The 16350-nt window shown below is 47.0% G+C and carries 12 protein-coding genes; 7 read left to right on the top strand and 5 right to left on the bottom strand.

Annotated features, from left to right (window positions below):
- Nucleotide 1 precedes the first annotated feature (1 nt).
- Nucleotides 2-313: an STAS domain-containing protein gene (locus EPD17_RS16260; protein ID WP_240040648.1), complete on the bottom strand. Its 312-nt coding sequence runs from the start codon at nucleotides 311-313 to the stop codon at nucleotides 2-4.
- 164 nt (nucleotides 314-477) lie between these two features.
- Here EPD17_RS16260 and EPD17_RS16255 point away from each other — a divergent pair, with 164 nt between their 5' ends.
- On the top strand, nucleotides 478-2997 hold the full coding sequence (locus EPD17_RS16255; protein WP_132055635.1) for an ATP-dependent Clp protease ATP-binding subunit: 2520 nt from the start codon (nucleotides 478-480) through the stop codon (nucleotides 2995-2997).
- A 116-nt stretch (nucleotides 2998-3113) separates the two neighbouring features.
- Nucleotides 3114-3806, top strand: coding sequence for a (d)CMP kinase (gene cmk, locus EPD17_RS16250; RefSeq protein WP_132055634.1), 693 nt, complete (start codon nucleotides 3114-3116; stop codon nucleotides 3804-3806).
- 407 nt (nucleotides 3807-4213) lie between these two features.
- Here the strand turns inward: cmk and EPD17_RS20025 are convergent, their stop codons facing one another.
- The gene (locus EPD17_RS20025) at nucleotides 4214-4468 is read right to left on the bottom strand and encodes a hypothetical protein (protein WP_165929638.1); all 255 of its coding nucleotides are present in this window, start codon (nucleotides 4466-4468) and stop codon (nucleotides 4214-4216) included.
- A gap of 387 nt (nucleotides 4469-4855) precedes the next feature.
- Here EPD17_RS20025 and EPD17_RS20020 point away from each other — a divergent pair, with 387 nt between their 5' ends.
- The 3 genes from EPD17_RS20020 (at nucleotide 4856) to EPD17_RS16235 (ending at nucleotide 11347) form a co-directional block, all read left to right on the top strand.
- Nucleotides 4856-5797: a T9SS type A sorting domain-containing protein gene (locus EPD17_RS20020; RefSeq protein ID WP_165929637.1), complete on the top strand. Its 942-nt coding sequence runs from the start codon at nucleotides 4856-4858 to the stop codon at nucleotides 5795-5797.
- A 338-nt stretch (nucleotides 5798-6135) separates the two neighbouring features.
- The gene (locus EPD17_RS16240) at nucleotides 6136-7770 is read left to right on the top strand and encodes a T9SS type A sorting domain-containing protein (protein ID WP_132055632.1); all 1635 of its coding nucleotides are present in this window, start codon (nucleotides 6136-6138) and stop codon (nucleotides 7768-7770) included.
- A 658-nt stretch (nucleotides 7771-8428) separates the two neighbouring features.
- A complete protein-coding gene (locus EPD17_RS16235) occupies nucleotides 8429-11347 on the top strand; it encodes a T9SS type A sorting domain-containing protein (RefSeq protein ID WP_132055631.1) in 2919 nt (972 codons plus the stop codon).
- Between the two features lie 74 nt (nucleotides 11348-11421).
- On the opposite strand, the gene EPD17_RS16230 is transcribed toward EPD17_RS16235, so the two are convergent.
- Nucleotides 11422-12177 (bottom strand): FKBP-type peptidyl-prolyl cis-trans isomerase, encoded by a 756-nt coding sequence (locus tag EPD17_RS16230; RefSeq protein WP_114236767.1) that lies wholly within the window; start codon nucleotides 12175-12177, stop codon nucleotides 11422-11424.
- 241 nt (nucleotides 12178-12418) lie between these two features.
- Here EPD17_RS16230 and EPD17_RS16225 point away from each other — a divergent pair, with 241 nt between their 5' ends.
- On the top strand, nucleotides 12419-12853 hold the full coding sequence (locus EPD17_RS16225) for an acyl-CoA thioesterase (protein ID WP_132055630.1): 435 nt from the start codon (nucleotides 12419-12421) through the stop codon (nucleotides 12851-12853).
- A gap of 117 nt (nucleotides 12854-12970) precedes the next feature.
- Here the strand turns inward: EPD17_RS16225 and EPD17_RS16220 are convergent, their stop codons facing one another.
- Entirely contained in the window at nucleotides 12971-14335 is a 1365-nt protein-coding gene (locus EPD17_RS16220; RefSeq protein ID WP_114236765.1) for an exonuclease domain-containing protein, read from the bottom strand.
- Nucleotides 14336-14395: 60 nt separating this feature from the next.
- On the opposite strand from EPD17_RS16220, the gene EPD17_RS16215 reads away from it, so the two are divergent.
- Nucleotides 14396-15346: a class I SAM-dependent methyltransferase gene (locus tag EPD17_RS16215; RefSeq protein ID WP_240040647.1), complete on the top strand. Its 951-nt coding sequence runs from the start codon at nucleotides 14396-14398 to the stop codon at nucleotides 15344-15346.
- 49 nt (nucleotides 15347-15395) lie between these two features.
- Here EPD17_RS16215 and EPD17_RS16210 read toward each other — a convergent pair whose 3' ends face one another.
- Nucleotides 15396-16220 (bottom strand): M57 family metalloprotease, encoded by an 825-nt coding sequence (locus EPD17_RS16210; RefSeq protein WP_132055629.1) that lies wholly within the window; start codon nucleotides 16218-16220, stop codon nucleotides 15396-15398.
- Nucleotides 16221-16350 lie beyond the last annotated feature (130 nt).

Here is a 16350-nt window from a genome sequence, read left to right as displayed (position 1 = left end):
GTTACAGGTTTTCTTCGTCCCCCAAAAGTTCCCGTTCAATCTCTTCCATTTGCACAATATCCCATGCTTCGCTTTCGGTGGGCGTTACATTCATCAGTTCCAGCAGGTCGGTTTTGTCTAAAAATTCTTCCACCTGGGGCTGCAGGCTGCAAACAACAAAGGAGGCATTTTGTTCGTAAAAATGCTGTTGTAACTTTACCAGCATCTCGGCTGCATCTTCATCCAGTGCAGCCACTTGTTCCATATTCAGCACAACGTTCCGCACATCCTGTTGCAGCAAAGGCTGCAGTTGCTGGTGCAGGCTCGCTGCCATATTAGCAGTTAGGTGTTCAGAAGCAACACTAATGGCATGAAATTTTTCTTTGGTACTGGTTTTGACATCCATATAGAGCGGAAAAAAGGTTAACAAATACTGTGAAACCCCCGGTCAAATTTATTCGTTATAATTGTATTACACACGAAACATAAGGACTTCAAATGGATAATAATTTTTCCTCGCAGGTAAAAGAGATCATTTCCTTCAGCAGGGAGGAGGCCCTCCGGCTGGGTAATGATTTCATTGGCACCGAGCACCTGCTTCTGGGCCTGATCCGCGAGGGCGACAATACCGCGGTGCGAATTTTGAAAAGCTTTAATGTAGACCTTTACGAATTGCGCAAAGAAGTGGAGCTGGCTGTAAAAGATAAAACCGGTAAAAACATTGCCAACATCAACAGCCTGCCACTGACCAAGCAAGCCGAAAAGGTGATACGCGTAACCGTTCTGGAAGCGAAAGCATTAAAGAGCCCCACCGTGGAAACCGAGCACCTGATGCTTTCAATTCTAAAGAACAAAGAAAACATTGCTACTCAAATCTTAAATCAGTTTGACGTGGATTACGATCTGTTCCGACAAGAATTAGGCATGGTAAAATCGAACGACGCCCGAGCCGAATACCAGGAAGAAGACGACAACGATTTTGACGACGAAAAAAAGTATTCGCAGCAAAAACGCTCCCAGGCTGGCGCAGCTAAAAGCAAAACGCCCGTGCTGGACAACTTTGGCCGCGATATTACCAAACTGGCCGAAAGCGGCACGCTGGACCCCATTGTGGGCCGCGAAAAAGAAATCGAGCGGGTATCGCAAATTTTATCCCGCCGTAAAAAGAACAACCCCATTTTGATTGGTGAGCCCGGTGTGGGTAAAACCGCCATCGTGGAAGGCCTGGCGCTGCGCATTGTGCAGCGTAAGGTAAGCCGGGTGCTGTTCGACAAACGCGTTATTTCATTGGACCTTGCAGCTCTGGTTGCCGGCACCAAGTATCGCGGCCAGTTTGAAGAACGCATGAAGGCGATCATGAACGAGCTGGAGAAAAACCGTGATGTGATCCTGTTCATCGACGAGATCCACACCATTGTGGGAGCCGGCGGCGCATCGGGTTCGCTGGATGCCTCCAACATCTTTAAGCCGGCACTGGCCCGCGGCGAGCTCCAATGCATTGGCGCCTCCACGCTGGACGAGTACCGCATGTACATTGAAAAAGATGGTGCGCTGGATCGTCGCTTCCAGAAAGTGATGATCGATCCGCCAAGCGTGGACGACACCATCCAGATCCTAAACAACATCAAATCGAAATACGAAGATTACCACAACGTAAACTACGATGATGAAGCGATCCTTGCCTGCGTGAAGCTGAGCGACCGCTACATTACCGACCGCCTGCTGCCCGACAAAGCCATCGACGTGATGGACGAAGTAGGAGCAAGGGTGCACCTGAAAAACATCAACGTGCCCCAGAATATTCTGGATCTGGAAAAAAAGATCGAGGATATTAAAGTGGAGAAAAACCGTGTGGTAAAAAGCCAGAAGTTTGAAGAAGCTGCAGCCCTGCGCGACACTGAAAAGCGCCTGGGTGAAGAGCTGGAAAAAGCCAAGGCTCAGTGGGAGGAAGAAAGCAAGCACAAGCGCTATCCCATTGGTGAAGAAGAAATTGCTGAAGTGATTTCAATGATGACCGGCATTCCGGTGCGCCGCATGGTGGAAGCCGAAACCGAAAAGCTCCGCAAAATGTCCGACGAAATGAAGGGCATGGTAGTAGGGCAGGACGAGGCCATTACCAAAGTGGTAAAAGCCATCCAGCGGAACCGCGTAGGTTTGAAAGATCCTAAAAAGCCAATCGGCACCTTTATCTTCCTCGGCCCTACGGGTGTAGGTAAAACCGAGCTGGCCCGTGCATTGGCCCGCCATATGTTCGACTCGGAAGATGCGCTGATCCGTATCGACATGTCGGAATACATGGAAAAATTTACCGTAAGCCGCCTGATTGGTGCGCCTCCGGGATATGTAGGATATGAAGAAGGCGGCCAGCTTACCGAAAGGGTACGCCGCAAACCATACAGCGTGATTCTGCTCGATGAGATCGAAAAGGCACACCCAGATATCTACAACATACTGTTGCAGGTGTTGGATGATGGCCAGTTGACCGACGGATTGGGACGCAAGGTGGATTTCAAAAACACGATGATCATCATGACCTCCAACATTGGCGTACGCCAACTGAAGGACTTTGGTGAAGGTGTTGGTTTTGCCACACAAGCCCGCATTCAGAATGCAGATGAGAACAACAAAGCAGTGATTGAAAAAGCACTGAAGCGTACCTTCTCGCCTGAGTTCTTGAACCGGATTGATGATGTGATCATCTTCAACTCGCTGAGCAAGGAAAACATCTTCGAGATCATCGACATCCTGATGAAAGGTGTGATGAAGCGCCTCAATAACCTGGGCTTCTCGCTGGAACTTTCCGCCGAGGCCAAAGACTTTATCGCCGAGAAAGGCTATGACAGTCAGTTTGGTGCCCGCCCTTTGCACCGCGCTATCCAGAAATACCTGGAGGATCCGCTGGCAGAGGAAATCCTCAACATGAACATCAAGCAAGGCGATGTATTGATCGCCGGGCTGGATAAGGAGGCTGGCAAGATCACTTTTGAACTGCAGCGTCCGGTAACCGCCGAGTCGTAAGCAGAGATGATAGATAAAGTTTAAGGCTGTCCCGTTGGGGCAGCCTTTTTTTATGCTTTCCGGTAATCTTTCCACACCGTTTGTGGTTAATAAATTTGTCAGCAATTTTGCCCACGATGCAACAGGATAAAAAAATCATCATCACCATCGACGGCTGGTCATCGTGCGGCAAAAGCACACTGGCCAAAGAGCTGGCCGCGGCGTTGGACTATGTGTACGTGGACAGTGGCGCAATGTACCGGGCCATCACGCTGTATTTTTTGCGTAACCACGTCGATTGGTCGCACGACGAAGCGGTGCATGAAGCACTGGAAAACATCAGCCTCGAGTTTGTGTACAGCCCGGCACACAAGCAGTCGGAAATGCACCTCAATGGCGAGAATGTGGAGTACGTGATCCGTGACCTGGTGGTGGCCGAAAAGGTAAGCGAAGTAGCTGCGATAGCCGAAGTGCGGAAGTTTGCCGTAGCCCAACAGCAACGAATGGGCAAATCCAAAGGCATCATCATGGATGGCCGCGACATCGGCACGGTGGTTTTCCCGGAGGCAGAACTAAAAATATTTATGACCGCCGACAACGCGGTGCGGGTAGAGCGTCGTTTTCAGGAACTGTATGCTAAAAACCCGAACGTAACCCTGGAAGAGGTAAAAAATAACCTTGAGCTAAGAGATTACATTGATTCGCACCGCGAAGTAAGCCCGCTCCGAAAAGCCGACGATGCCATCGTGCTGGACAATACCCGACTGACCCACAGGGAACAGTTTCAAAAAGCGCTGAAATTGGCACAGCAAAAAATTGGTGAGCAATAGGCCAGTTCGTTTCCGGAATACCCCAATCATATATAATTATTTGCCTTTCATGCCCTGCGATATGCGGGGCATAATTTTTTTATACAGGTCAATCGGTATTAAAAAAGCACCCATCCAAGAACCCCGTCGTTAAGGTGTAGGATTTTTTTCCTCATTTTTTTGAATGTGGGTATGGCTCAGCTGCGCTTCCTTTCCAGGGCGCTACCATCAGGCGCTGCTTTCTTTTTACCACTCCACGTTCCAACTCTTTTGAAAGTTACCCCAAATGTTTTCACCGGAGCCTTTTCCGGTACAGGTTTCCAATATCCCTGCAAAGTCCCCACGGCCGCCGGTGCGGTAATCTCCCTATGGTCCTATTTAACCGGTTAAACCTGTAAAAACATCAAACTTTCAACATGAAAACATCTTTACGCTTTTCTTTTCTCTTTTTGCTTGTTTCCTTTTTTTCGTTTGTTCAGGCACAGCCAGGTAATGGCAATGGAAACGGTAACAATGGAAACGGAAATAACGGCAACGGCAACGGTAATACCTGCGTAGTTGAGCAAGTAGGTATTCAAGTAACAAACAGTGTAGCTACTGCTTCCGGCGGATGTACGGTCACCGCCAATATTTATTTTGTAGCTAAAGAACGAAACAATGGACAAAAGTTTTTTAATGTCCATTTGTGGCAGCAAGCTAATCGGCCTGCGAATTTAAATTTTGACAACCCGCTGCCTACATCAGCGCTTAACGCTGCCCTCCGCAATTTTGTCATTGAAGATAAAGGCCAGGGAAATGTTCGTAATTGGCAACTAAGCCGGTACTATAATAGGAACGAGAACAATGCGGCTTTCAATATTGGTAACGCCACATTAACTGTTTATCGTGTTCGAGAGAATGAGCCTATTCCGCCAGGCTTAGAGAATTTCTCCGGGTTCACATATTTTATTATCAGCAATGTTGTGTTCACAACAACGACTCCTTGCAATAACCTCGGACTAATTGCAGATGTTACCGGAACAAATGCTGCCCAGAATCAAAATATGCAGTGCACCAATACTGGCCTTGTCGTGTTCACTTGTCAAACGCCGCAGCAGAATTATGATCCATCATTGAGTGGAGAAATTATTTGTACCACACCCAATAGATATACCATCACGGCAAATAATTCGGGCGGCTGTTTCCCCTATTATATTTCATATGATGTATATGCCGACCTGAACGACAATGGGGTAGTGGATCCTGGTGAGCCAGAAGTTGGCGGTGGTCCTCAGGTTGATTACTTTATCATTTTCCCGGGTCAAGTGCAAACCAAACCGGCAAGGGATTTATCATCGAATGCTTTAAACGCAAATTTAATTATTGCCAATATCCGAACTTTCACGGCCGATCCATCCGGAGTTCGCGAAGAGCTGTTGGGTAACGAAACCATATTCAGAGAGTGTGCAGAAGGTCCTCTGCCAGTAACCTTTAAATCGTTCAATGCAAACCGCAAAAATACCAACCGCCAGCAAGTAGAACTTTCATGGGAAACTGCGATGGAACAAAACAACAAAGGCTTCCATGTACAACGCAAAGTAACCGGCGGATGGGAAACAGTTGCCTTTGTATTCTCTGCAGCGGAAGGCGGCAACAGCACTGATGCACTGCGCTACAGCTTTGTAGACAACAACAATGCAGCCGGCATTTCCCAGTATCGCCTGTTGCAGGAAGACATCGATGGCCGTGGTGCTTACAGCGCAATTAAATCGGTACGTGGGGTAGGGCTGCAAAGCGGACTGGTAGTGTATCCCAACCCCGCGGTAGGTGGCAAGGCAAGTGTGCTGTTTGCCGATGTGCAAACCACCCGCGACGTGATGATTGCTGACATGAGCGGCCGCATTGTAAAACAATACCGCGAAGTGGCCGATAACACCCTCACCATCGAAGGACTGGCTGGTGGATTCTACACCATCCGTGTGGTAGATAAAAAGACCAGTACAGTAGAAGTGGCGAAACTGGTTGTACAGTAACGTTAGTACTTAGCTTTAATACATGAAACAGGGAACACAATTGTGTTCCCTGTTTTTTTTATAAAAAATATTTTGTCATTTGAAAAAAGGCACTACTTTTACCTCATCAATTCCCACTCACTATCCCCTGAAAGCCTCGATTAATCCCTTATTCACATAACCTTCATCACGATCAAAGCTCCCGCTTTGCGTCCTGATAGTTTTTTCAATACCGGCCAACCGGTAATGTGCCCTATATCCCTTGTAATCGCCAACTAACAACTCCTTCCTAGCACTAACCACACAAGGGTTCGTTTCATTTTTCTTTCTATACCAATCGCACATTTAAACTATCGTGTATGAAAAAAAGTCTACGCTCTTTTTTGACGGTACTTGCCGTCTTCACCGCTATGCTTGCTACTGCCCAGGGCAATGGTAATGGCAACGGTAATGGTAACGGCAATAATGGCAACGGAAACGGCAATGGTAACAACGGTAACAATAAACCTGCAACTGCCTGTGGCGTGTCGGGTGTTAGCGTTGAAGTTGTAGGCACGCCCACCAGTACCGGCAACACTTGTACCGCTGAAGTAAACCTTTATTTTACAGCAGTAATTGATCGTAAAAACGTACGTTTTGTAACGGCACACATTTACAATCGCAACGCATATCCTACCGTTGTTTACAATGAAAATGGTCCTGCGCCCACTAAACAACAACTGGGAAATGTTTTAGCAACCGTTGTACTGGAAAGAGACCCAGGCCAGGCGCCGCAAAAGGGGTGGAAGATTTCCAGCGTTTATAGTGACAAAACTGTTCCAGTTGTTACAAAGGATCTGCAGCTGATATATGCTGAAACGCCAAACAATGCAGGTGGGCTTGAGAACTTTTTTGGCGACTATTTTTACTTTAATGTCAGAGGCCTGAAACTCACTGTAGCTGGCGCTTGTAGCGGTCTCAGCAGCGATCAATTTGTCGCTGATATTTGGTCAGGAGGGGTTAAAAACGAAAAAGTACTTTGTGCCAGCAAAAATGTTTCGCTTGCCAATTGCGATGCGACAACATTGCCCATCATTACCGGGTTTATCAACTGCCAAGTTACCCCACGAGCCTACACTATTACATTGAACAACACCGGTAACTGTCGGCCGTTTTTTGTTGACTATAAAGTATACCGTGATGTCAACAACAACCAAGTAAAAGATGCAGCAGATAAGCAGGTCAACGAATTTGACAATGATGGGGATGGCTTGTATGACAATGTTGGTATCTTAGTTCCTGGCCAAGGTGCCGTAACAACGAAACTCCGCCCTGTGGCGGATTTGAAAGGCAGCTTACTGTTTGTTGAAGCTACTTTGTACACTCCACTTGCTAATGGTGCAGTTGATATCATTACAGTTCAAGGTTTTCCTTTGGAAGGATGCGACGAAGCAACGTTGCCCGTTAAGTTCAAAACATTCAACGTTCAGCGCGACAACCAGAAAAAGCAGCAGATCAACCTGAGCTGGGAAACAGCGATGGAGCAGAACAATGCCGGCTTCCAGATCCAGCGCAAAGTGGGCAACAGCTGGGAAACCATTGCTTACATCCCTTCAAAAGCGCCTAATGGCAACAGCAACTCGCCCATCCGCTACCAATATGCCGATAACAATACCTTCCAGGCTGTGTCGCAATACCGCTTGCAGCAGGAAGACCTTGATGGCACACTTGCTTACAGCGATGTGAAATCAGTGCGGGGTATTGGCCATGTGGGTACGTTGCTTATTTATCCTAACCCTTCGGAAAGCGGCCAGATCAACCTGTTGTTCTCCGAGGCCGGAACCCGCGAAGTGTTAGTAAGCGACCTCAGCGGCCGTATGGTAAAACAATACCGCGAGGTATCGGGCACACTGCTCACCATTGACGGACTTGCCGGTGGGTTTTACACCGTAAAAATAATCGACCGCAAAACTGGTGCTGTCACCGTGGAGAAAGTGGTTGTAAAGAAGCGATAGTTTAAGGTTGGTTATTCAACTTCAAAGGCGGTCTTCAGACCGCCTTTTTCTTTATATGGTAAAAAAATAAAACATTTTTGTGCCGGATTGTAAAAAGGCCTTACATTCGGTGCGAATTACAATGCCATCCATTACCTCCCGAAAACTCCCTCCACCACAATTACCATACGCAATAACAGCTAGGATTGAATCCTTTTCGATCACCAGCGGCCTCAGGTGCTTGTTGTTGCAATGATGTATCATCGTGCTTGCAGCATCGGCTGAAACCCGCGCCAATGCTATGTTATGGTAAATAAAGACACCGGAAAACAGAAACTGCGTTTAAGTGTATGCTCCAATTATGCGGTCTGGGTGTAAATAAAATAAATGAACAGGCTCTTGCATATGTGGAAAAGGAGTATTACTTTGGATCATCTATTCTACTCCATCATTCCTCTGTACAAAAGCCGTACCCCCAAAGTCCTCAGTTAAACAATCTTCTTTTACTATTTAGGTCAATCAATAGATCCAGATCCTAGCTGACTGCCTTGTGCGCCATGCACATTATTGTTCCAAGCCATCCTATACAATAGCCATCTTTTCCTACTCCTTTGCGAACAACCTCAAATGCGGGTTAACACCATCATCGATACACTACTTAAACTAAAACTGTCGCAAAATGAAAAGACTTTTACTCTCTCTTGCCCTAATGGGCGCCGTACTCTTGGGAAATGCCCAGGTTGTTTTAAATGAAATCTATGTTGATCCCGCTACTAACAAAAACCATAGTGAGTTTTTCGAATTATATAATACCAGTATTTTACCGACACCAATTAACTTAGATTGTTACACATTGGTTTCGTACAAAAAAGCAAAAAATGGTAATAAGACATTGTTTGTAATAGACTTACCTAATCAAACTATAAATCCGAAATCCTATTATGTTGGCGCTGCTTCAAATCCATTGAATGTCCAAGGGAAAATTAATCAACCATTAAATTTCAGCTGGAGCGATCCTGGCCTTGCAGCGTTAGGGGGATCAATTACAAAATATGTCTTAAATAATGACGGGACAGCTTATGCATCTAGTGCACCCACGGCTGCAGAAAGACAGGATATCTTTTTCACAAACGAAGGGTCACCAACCTATGGTGTTTTTCTATTTAATAATGGTGTGTATGTAAATGGCTTTCTTGGTGGGTATAGCTTAGCAACTCCGCCACCAGCAATTACAACGTTACCTGCTATAACGAACCTTACAAATGCTTGCGGAACTTATTCACTTACATTTTCTTCAATTACAAAGAACGAGTTTGTTGGACCTGCCTCCGGTACGGATAATGGTTATATAAGGGAAGGTGATGGTTTATGCGGAACTTGGGCTAAAGCATCCAATAACCATACACCCGGAACAGAAAATCCTGGATCAACTACTTCTACTGGAAAAAGTTCCTTAACAACTTCGCAAATTTTAGTTTGCGGTAATCGAATTGATTTTACAATTACAGCACCAATTGCTGGTACTGCCTATCCAGTGGAGGTACAGTTATACATTGATAAAGATAAAGATGGCAGTTTAGATGCAACTGATGAATATATAACAACGTATCCAAACCCTATTAATGGTGGTACTACAACCGTTTATACATTTTCTTCACTGGCCGCTATACCATCAACGTCACAATATTTAATAGTTTACAAAACCGCTTTAGGTTGCTTTGATAAATTTGCAATACCAGACGCTGTAACAGGCTCACTGAGCGCATCTGCTACAAGCTATTGTAAACAAAGAGTGGATTTCGCTGTAACAAATGGGAATGTAAATCTTCCACAATACGCTTACCCTGTGACAGTTGAGCTGCATTTTGACCTCAATAAGAATGGTGTAATCGATGCAGGTGATTTAAACGGAAGTGGATCGCTCGATGCTGGAGATGAAGATTTTATTGTCGATTCGAAAGTTATTACATCTGCAACAACCGGAACTGGTAGTTTCATAAATGTTGATCCTAATCAAGATGTAATCTTAGTATTTAATTCCTCCATAAAGTGTTTGATGCCCGCAAACCTAAAGCCGTTGATTGCAGGAGGTACGATTTCACCGGTTGCCAAAAGCTATTGTGGCCAGCGGGTTGATTTTTCAATTCCTACCGGAACTTTAGAATCTCTTAAATATTCATTTCCCGTAACTGTCGAATTGTATTATGATCTAAACATTAACGGAGTCGTGGATGAAAATGAAAACACTGTTATTGGTACAAGGACGGTTACTTCTGCTTCATCTACACTTTATAGTTTCGAAAATTTAAATCCGGAAAGGCAAGTGTTGCTGGTGTTTAAATCTGCCTACAACTGCTTTATGCCTGCTCCATTACGGCCAACACCGGTAACTGGTACGTACACAACTACGGAAGCGAATTATTGCAGTAAACAATTAGACGTTAGCGTAACTGGGATATCTGGTGATGCCGCTATCTATCCTACATATGCACAGCCTATTAATGTCACATTGTATTATGACCTTAATAGCAACGGTACATTGGAAATCGGCGAAGATGCAAAAGATGTAGAGGAGGAAAGCATTACCAATTTATCAGGCGCTCCGAAGACTTTCTTTATTGATGAAGCACATAAAGGCAAACTGATGTTTGTAGTGTACCAATCTCCAACCGCTTGTTTTTATAAAGTGGCGACTGTATCGGCTAGTGGTGTTTCTCAGTCGATAACTGACGCACAAGTATTTGAGAAAAATACAGTGCCATCAAACGTTTCATCAAGTGGTTATGTCAACTTCGACCTGCTTTCGGTATCAAACAATATCACTAGTGCAGATTTCCCAATAATGGTTAAAGTATATAGCCATGAAGTTGAAGCTGTGATTAATGAATCTACTGATTTTGTAATGGACGATTTCATCGCATCTGTTGCAGAAACTCAGCGTACGGTAAATATTACCAGGGGTGATTATGCAACCTTGCGTTACTATTCCAAAAGAGGTTGTTTGCTGCGTGAGGTAACTTTGGCTCCAATTGCAGAAGCAATTACTCCCGTTAAATTCTCCTCCTTCACCGCAGCCCGCAATAAAGGCAACAAACAACAAGTAGAACTCACTTGGACCACCGCGCAGGAACAAAACAACAAAGGCTTCTACCTCCAGCGCAAAACCGGCAATGAGTGGAAAGATGTAGCCTTTGTATTCTCTGCTGCAGAAGGCGGCAACAGTTCCGAGGCATTGACTTACCGCTTTAAAGATGCCAACACGCATCCCGGCGTATCGCAGTACCGTTTGTTGCAGGTCGACCTGGACGGCAAAGCAACCTACAGCAACATTGTTTCCCTGATGGGCGAAACGCCGAAGAGCAGCGTGGTGATTTACCCCAACCCTGCAGTAGGTGGCCATGTAAACCTGGTGTTTGCCGACGGCGAATCTGCCAAACAAGTACTGGTGAGCGACCTGAGCGGCCGCGTGGTGCAGCAATACCGCAACATCACTACCGCCAGCCACGCCATCAGCGGACTGAAAACCGGGTTCTACACCATCAAGGTTATCAATGCCAAGACTGGTGAAACAGTTGTAGAGAAGATCATCGTTCCTTAATCAGCAGGAGCACACAATAAAAAATGGCGGCCAACTGGCCGCCATTTTTTATTTATATTATTTACAAAATCGAACTAAGACTTTTTCTTGATCTCCAGTAGTTCCACTTCAAAAACAAGGGTGGAGCCAGCAGGAATGGAACCCGCTTCGTTGGTGCCATAACCCAGTTCATAAGGAATGTAAAACTTGAACTTGGAGCCAACGGGCATCAATTGAACCCCTTCGGTCCAGCCGCGGATCACACCACTGAGCGGAAACGAAATCGGCTGGCCGCGTTTGTACGAATTGTCAAATTCCTGCCCGTCGATCAGTGTGCCCACATAGTTCACGGTTACGGTATCTTCTGCAGTTGGCTTTTCGCCGGTGCCTGCCTTCAAAATCTCGTATTGCAGTCCGGATGCGGTGGTTTGCACGCCGCTGCGTTTTCCATTTTCTGCCAAAAACTTCTGGCCGGCTTCAATCTGGCCTTTTGCTTTTCCTTCCTGCGCCTGCATCATCACCCGCATCATCACAGTGTTGCATTGTTGGTCATCAAGCAACACTTTCTTTTTGCCCAGTACATCTTCAATTGCCTGCGCCACCGCCTTCGAATTGATGCCGTTCATGCCTTGCTGCTGGTAAAAATTAGCTACCGATACCCCAATAGCATACGATGCCGAGTCGGTAATGGACTTCAGGCCACCCGGGGATGCCGGCTTTGCCGCGGGTTTGGCTGCAGGTTTTGCGGCGGGCTTGGCTGCTGTGGTTTTTACGGCAGTTACCGGCTTTTTGGTTTGTGCAAAAGCCGCCGCCGAAGTGAGCAGCAAGGCTGCCACAAAAGTTTTCTTCATAAAAAGGTAATTAGGCCGCAAAAATAGGGACTGCCGGCTAAGCCGCTTGTAAAGGTTCCCCTAATTTCGCTGCAGCCTGGGGCAGCCGTGCTGGCGCATTTTGTTAAAAAATTTGATGCAGTGAATATTTGGAGGCCTTGTTTTCGCCAATCGATGCAGCAATGTTTACATCAATCTGCATCAGCACAAAACGCTGCCCTTTTGCTGACCCGATACAACGCTTAAAAACGAAACGCTAACAATGACTGAATTTGTTCGCCCGGTACAGATCCGCTGGTCCGACCTGGACCCCAATTTTCACCTCCGGCACTCCGTGTACTACGACTGGGGCGCCTTCTGCCGCATGGAGTTTTTAAATGCCAACGGGCTAACACCAGCCGCCATGGCCAAACTGGGCATCGGGCCCATCCTGTTCCGGGAAGAGTGCACTTTTCGCAGGGAAATATTGATGGGCGATGAAGTAAATATTAAACTTTCGGTTGTACGTGCCCGTGAAGATTTTTCGCGGTGGAGCATCCAGCACCAGGTTGTGAAGGCTGGCGATACTGTTTGTGCCACCATAACGGTAGACGGCGCATGGATCGGTATCCGCGAACGCAAACTCGTAACACCGCCCGAACAAGTGCATCATGTATTTGAGCTAATGCCCAGGGCCGAGGGATTTGCCTGGCAGTAACGTTTTGCAATTGACGATTGACGATTTCGGATTTACGATTGTGGGAACCCGATAACCATAGTTATCCTTCCATTTGCAGGAACCCCAAATCGTAAATCGTCAATCTAAAATCGTCAATCACAAATATTTCACCTGGTCGGGAAACTTACTGATGTGGGCGCTGAGCAGCATGCGGATGGTACTGTTGTCTTTATACGGTTTGATGTATTCTTTCACTGCTTCCAACTCCAGTTGCTCGGCATCTTTAGGCAAATATCCCATGCCGAAAAATTCGCCCTGCACCACCATGATGCAGGAAATTTCTTCGTCGTCCAGCCCCTTATCCATCAACAGGTAGGAGGGGCGGCGGGTAAGCGATGCAATGGCATCCAGCACCCGTTGGTTGTATGCCGCCGGCGGTTCCTTTTTTTCACAGGCGCCGTGGCAGTATCCTTCTGCAATGCCCACACAACCGTCATTATCGGTTTGCATAAAACAAAGGCGCGGACACAGGTTGTATTCGCTCATTAGTTTGCGCAGTACACCGTGTCCATCCACTTTGTAATGGAATGTGTAAATGGGATGGCTGTTTTTGCGTTTTTTTTCAATGGCCAGCCGCATATAGCCGTTCTGATCTTCATACATAAATATGCCGAACAGCTCCTCAGGCTTTTTTTGCGCAGCATTAAAAGGCGGCCACAGGCGTTTAATTTCGGTGCTTTCTAAAATGGCCGCCATCAGCTCGGTAGCCGTAGCCTGGAAAGAAATGGCGTAGGTGTTTTTCAAAAAGTTTTGCCGCTGCCGGCTGTCGCTGTTGGTGCTAAAATGTTGCGTTACCCGTTTGCGCAGATCCTTGGCTTTGCCCACATAAATCACCTTGCCTTTTTGGTCGTGGAAATAATATACGCCGGGTGTGTGGGGCAGCTGCGCAAAATGCTCTTTAGGCACATTGGGCGGCAACATGGCTTCTTTGGAATGACGCAGCAAACTGGCGTCGATCAAACCCCTCGTGTCGTTGGCCAGCATCAGCTTAAACAGCTGCACCGTGGCCCGTGCATCGCCGCCGGCACGGTGCCGGTCGGCCACTTCAATGCCCAGTGAATGACACAAATTACCCAAGCTGTACGACGGAAAGCCGGGAAAGATCTGCCGTGCCAAACGCACCGTGCACAGCTTTTTTACATTAAGTGTATACCCAAAAAACTGGAGGTGATTTTTGATAAATGAATGGTCGAAGTTGACATTGTGGGCCACAAAAATATTACCCTGCAAAATGGTAAACACCCGCTGGGCCACTTCTTCAAACCGCGGTGCATCCTGCACCATCTCGTTGGTGATGCCGGTAAATGCCTGTATATAACGCGGAATAACCTGTCCCGGGTTGATGAGGGTTTCATAGGTTTCGATCACCGCCTCGCCATCAAAAACCTGCACCGAAATTTCGATGATGCCGTTGGCCGCAGCATAACCGCCGGTGGTTTCAATATCTACAATCGCATACATCGCCGGGTAAAGTATTTTTGGTGGGACGAAAAAGCCCACGAAGTTCTAATATTTTTAGCAATGGCACAACGGGAAGATAAGATTTTGATGTTTTATAACAGGCTGCAGAAAGTGTACAGGCACCTGAGCAAGCAGGCGGGCCGGCAGGGCGTGGAATGCTACCGCATTTACGACCACGACCTGCCCGAAGCGCCGTTTTTGATTGAACGCTATGGCGGTGCGCTGTATGTGTCGGAGTACAAACGGCGCCATAACCTTACCGATGCAGAGCACGACGAGTGGCTGGAGCAATGTGCCGACGTGATGACGGAAGTAACGGGTATTCTGCGGGAGCATATCTATGTAAAACTGCGCCAGCGCAAAGAAGGCCGCCAGGGTCAATATCAAAAGCTGGACGAGCAGCGCAACGAGTTTGCGGTGGGCGAAGGCGGCCTGCAGTTTTGGATAAACCTGACCGATTACCTTGACACCGGCCTGTTCCTCGACCACCGCATAACCCGCGGCATGGTGCGGGATGAGGCAAAAGGAAAAAGGGTGCTCAACCTGTTTTGTTACACCGGCTCGTTTTCGGTGTATGCGGCAGCGGGCGGCGCATCGGAGGTTGTTTCGGTGGATTTATCCAAAACCTACCTCGACTGGACGCAACGCAACATGCAACTGAATTTTCCCCAATACAATCAGCACCGCGTGGTGCATGCCGATGTGCTGCAGGAGCTGAAAAAGATGCCGCCCGAAAGCTTCGACCTCGTTGTGCTGGACCCGCCCACCTTTAGCAACAGCAAACGAATGGACGATATCCTGGATGTGCAGCGCGACCACCCGCTACTGATCAACGATTGCCTGCAGCTGCTGGCGCCGGGCGGCGTTGTTTATTTCAGCACCAATTTTACCAAGTTTAAATTGGAAGTGGATAAACTAAAGTCTGCCGATGTAAGAGATATAACCAAAGCCACTACGCCGTTTGATTTTGCAGGAAAGCTGAATCGGTATTGTTTTAAGATTTGGAAATAAAAAAAGCCGCTGTTGTACTAAACAGCGGCTTTTTTATTGATGGGCCAAATTAATAAACGTAACTCAATGCTTTAATATCGTTTGCATTGAACGGCCGGTTTACATTGTCGCCGATACAAGCCAACATCCAGGAGTTCGGATCGCCGCCGGTAGGTGTGCCCGGAATGTGCACTGCGCCTACGCCGTTTGTGGCCTGGCCTTCGTTCGATTTCCTGCCGCCACAGCTATAAGCACGGTTGGCATAATCGGTATGACGGAAACCAATGCAATGGCCAATTTCATGTGCAATGATGGTGGCAATGTAATTTACATTGGTTGAGCCCGTACTGGTACTGTAATGATAAGTGTTCATACGCACCTGGTTGTATGGAGCGCCGGTGCTGGAGGGAAAGCCTGCGGAGCCAAGCGTGTTGCTTACTTCGTAAAAAGCAACCACGTTGATGTTGGCGCCGGTAGTTGCCCGTTGAAATTTGATGGTGAGCCCCTGCGCATTGTACCGCCTGATTACTTCATCCAGCGCCGCGGAAAATGCGGCCTCATGGTTTGCAGATGAATTGTTCAAGGCAACTTTGATGGTTGGATATTTAGTAGCGCTTACCACGTTAAAGGTTCGGTATTGCTCTTCCTGGGCCACAATCATGTTGGGCGATTGGGGCGATTTATCCAGGTCGGATGCGCTCAGCATGATGTCGCCCTCCACCAGGTAATCGTTCCCTACCTTTTTAATGTTTTCGGTGCTGAACCCGAGCTTTTCGATTTTTGCGAGGTCTTTTTCAGAAACGGTTTCGGCTACGGATTTGGTTTCTTTCGTGCAGGATGAAACCGCGGCCATCAGCATCAGGATTGCTGAGGCGGAGCAAAGCATTTTCTTCATGTGTTTTTCGTTTTTTGTTTTCTAAAGGTGAAATTCAATTTACAATTCTTTAACACATCAAAATTTATTTGATCCTGAAATAATGTGCGCCGGCATCGGCGCTAAACGGCCGCCGGGTATGATTACGAAA

The sequence above is a fragment of the Pseudocnuella soli genome (genome assembly GCF_004347775.1).
GTDB classification, from domain to species: Bacteria; Bacteroidota; Bacteroidia; order Chitinophagales; family Chitinophagaceae; genus Flavisolibacter; species Flavisolibacter aquaticus.
The sequence above is the reverse complement of the archived record's forward strand: the minus strand, read 5'-3'. Positions and strand labels throughout refer to the sequence as shown.

Bases quoted from the DNA above. Each gene is read 5' to 3' on its own strand.
- EPD17_RS16230 (WP_114236767.1), bottom strand. From the start codon at position 12,177: ATGAAGAAAACTTTTGTGGCAGCCTTGCTGCTCACTTCGGCGGCGGCT.
- EPD17_RS16225 (WP_132055630.1), top strand. From the start codon at position 12,419: ATGACTGAATTTGTTCGCCCGGTACAGATCCGCTGGTCCGACCTGGAC.
- EPD17_RS16220 (WP_114236765.1), bottom strand. From the start codon at position 14,335: ATGTATGCGATTGTAGATATTGAAACCACCGGCGGTTATGCTGCGGCC.
- cmk (WP_132055634.1), top strand. From the start codon at position 3,114: ATGCAACAGGATAAAAAAATCATCATCACCATCGACGGCTGGTCATCG.
- EPD17_RS16210 (WP_132055629.1), bottom strand. From the start codon at position 16,220: ATGAAGAAAATGCTTTGCTCCGCCTCAGCAATCCTGATGCTGATGGCC.
- EPD17_RS16260 (WP_240040648.1), bottom strand. From the start codon at position 313: ATGGCAGCGAGCCTGCACCAGCAACTGCAGCCTTTGCTGCAACAGGAT.
- EPD17_RS16215 (WP_240040647.1), top strand. From the start codon at position 14,396: ATGGCACAACGGGAAGATAAGATTTTGATGTTTTATAACAGGCTGCAG.
- EPD17_RS16235 (WP_132055631.1), top strand. From the start codon at position 8,429: ATGAAAAGACTTTTACTCTCTCTTGCCCTAATGGGCGCCGTACTCTTG.
- EPD17_RS16255 (WP_132055635.1), top strand. From the start codon at position 478: ATGGATAATAATTTTTCCTCGCAGGTAAAAGAGATCATTTCCTTCAGC.
- EPD17_RS16240 (WP_132055632.1), top strand. From the start codon at position 6,136: ATGAAAAAAAGTCTACGCTCTTTTTTGACGGTACTTGCCGTCTTCACC.
- EPD17_RS20025 (WP_165929638.1), bottom strand. From the start codon at position 4,468: ATGGACATTAAAAAACTTTTGTCCATTGTTTCGTTCTTTAGCTACAAA.